Origin of the sequence: Sphaerospermopsis kisseleviana CS-549, from assembly GCF_028329225.1 — a bacterium.
GTDB classification, from domain to species: Bacteria; Cyanobacteriota; Cyanobacteriia; order Cyanobacteriales; family Nostocaceae; genus Sphaerospermopsis; species Sphaerospermopsis kisseleviana.
On record NZ_JAQMTI010000181.1, the window covers coordinates 1 to 2,024 of the forward strand.

Here is a 2,024-nt window from a genome sequence, read left to right on the forward strand (position 1 = left end):
TATCTTCAAGCTTGTATGTGTCAACAAATTAGTTATGTTCATTGGATGGAAGATATCATGAGATGTTGACATTTTCACCCTTAATAGGACTACTATAACTGAATATGTAAACTTTTGTAACGACATTCAACATTTCTGATATCTACCCCCAAAGATAATATCAACAAATACTGTGCGCTGCTGATGTAATCATAGGCATTTGCTAAATAATCACAAGCAATATAGGAATTTTGGTACATTGGTTTTTGACTGAGTTTTAAATACTCATTTAACAGTTTTTGTTGACACCCCAATTCAGCAATATCAAGAAGTTTATTGATATCCCTGTCTAAAGCAGCTTCTTGTCTGTTGGTGATTAAATGTAAAGTACCCTGTTGATAAATATTATACAACCATTGTTTCCAAGGTGTATTCAGATATTGGGGGTTCTGGCTTGTCCAGATTTCCTGGAATTTATTGAGCGTTGGTGGTTCTAGCATATCTCAGTACAATTCTTAGAGGAAAAATCAAATACAGTAAAATCCCTGATAACTAGATAAAGTTTACTCATTAGCTATTAATTCATCCCATATTTGGTTAACTTTGGCGTTAATGGCATCCATTGTGATGGATTCACCTTCATTATTCAAACGTTGACAGGCTTCGTAAAAAAGAATCATTTGCTCGACCTGTGCGCCCTCGGTTCTACCTTGACGCTCGGCTATTAGTGACAAAATTTCTCTAATGTCCCTATCAAGTTTGTAATTAACACGGTCGGTTAATCGGTTTCTTCTTGGTCTTCCCACAATGGCTATTGTTATACTTACGCCTTTATTAAAGCAAAATACATCAGCTATTTTTTATTGTACATTTTTTTACGTATTTTATCTGTATAAAAACCATAAAATTAGAGATAATAGTTATAACAAAGGCGACCGCCCTCCCGCCAAGAAGTTGCAATCGCCCAAACCTCATACAAAGGTTAATTAGATCATGACACAAATAGAGAAAACCAACCCAGACCAAAGTTACTGTACCCGTTCTAGTGATGGTGTCAGTGGCATGAGTGTAACAGCTTTAGCTCAGTTTTGTGGGGTAGATAAATCTACTATTACCAAATTTCTAAACCAAATAAGTAATTCTGACCCGTTGGCGAACGATCTTCAAACTGCGCTGAAACCCTATGCTGGTAATGACTGGAGGCTGTTGACGAATGAAAGATCCGGTCAAGTTTTTATTATTGACGAAGTTTGTCATGCAGTCCTGGAATATTACGCACTGGAAGCAAGAAAGTATAAAGGTAAACAAATAGCAGTTAATAATTATCGCATGATTGCCAAGGCTGGGCTAAGGGTCTATATCTGGTCACAAACCGGGTATGCCCCAATCAATACGGGTTCTCACGTCTTGATTAACAAGGAAGAACTGGCCACTATGATTTCCACTATTCTTCAAGAGCAACTGCAATTAATTTTTGATATCAAACCCAAACGCCCCTGGACTCTGCCAGCTTCCACACCACCAGAACAAGTACCAAATGATTATGTACAGTTAGAAGACGGTTCTTGGCTTTCTCCTGAAGGTTATGAATCAATTTTAAAGCAGGGTAGACGGTCTTTGCCTTGGGACTTGCGACGTGATGGTTTTAATTAAACGGTGAACACTGGGGATTTGGGGATTCTTGGGGGAAACTTTAAAGATAGTTGAACTTTATTAACAACACACACCGTAGGCGATCGCCATAAGAAAACCCAATTCACAAAATTCTTAGAGGAAAACCCTAACAATCATCGCCGCCGCACCAAAAAGGGTAAATTGTACGCTAAGGCTAGAATGTAGATATCACAAGGGTTTCTAGACCATCTTGCAGGAAATTACACATATCTCGGCTTGGGTATGATGTTCAATATGCGATCACCTTAGCAATTTTTAGGGGAAACCTGAAAAGAAACTTTTAAAAACTGCTGGGTAAAATGCTCATAATAACTATCACTATACAAAATATGACAATAAAAACTGCTAGAAAAATTATAAAATCTCTTTGA

The 2,024-nt window shown here is 37.5% G+C and carries 3 protein-coding genes; 1 reads left to right on the top strand and 2 read right to left on the bottom strand.

Annotated features, from left to right (window positions below; all coding sequences use genetic code 11):
• Positions 1 to 92 precede the first annotated feature (92 nt).
• The gene (locus PN497_RS15225; RefSeq protein WP_096572911.1) at positions 93 to 479 is read right to left on the bottom strand and encodes a hypothetical protein; all 387 of its coding nucleotides are present in this window, start codon (positions 477 to 479) and stop codon (positions 93 to 95) included.
• A 63-nt stretch (positions 480 to 542) separates the two neighbouring features.
• Positions 543 to 785: a hypothetical protein gene (locus PN497_RS15230; RefSeq protein ID WP_096572910.1), complete on the bottom strand. Its 243-nt coding sequence runs from the start codon at positions 783 to 785 to the stop codon at positions 543 to 545.
• Between the two features lie 187 nt (positions 786 to 972).
• Between PN497_RS15230 and PN497_RS15235 the strand changes: the two genes are divergently transcribed.
• On the top strand, positions 973 to 1,632 hold the full coding sequence (locus tag PN497_RS15235; RefSeq protein WP_096572909.1) for a hypothetical protein: 660 nt from the start codon (positions 973 to 975) through the stop codon (positions 1,630 to 1,632).
• Positions 1,633 to 2,024 lie beyond the last annotated feature (392 nt).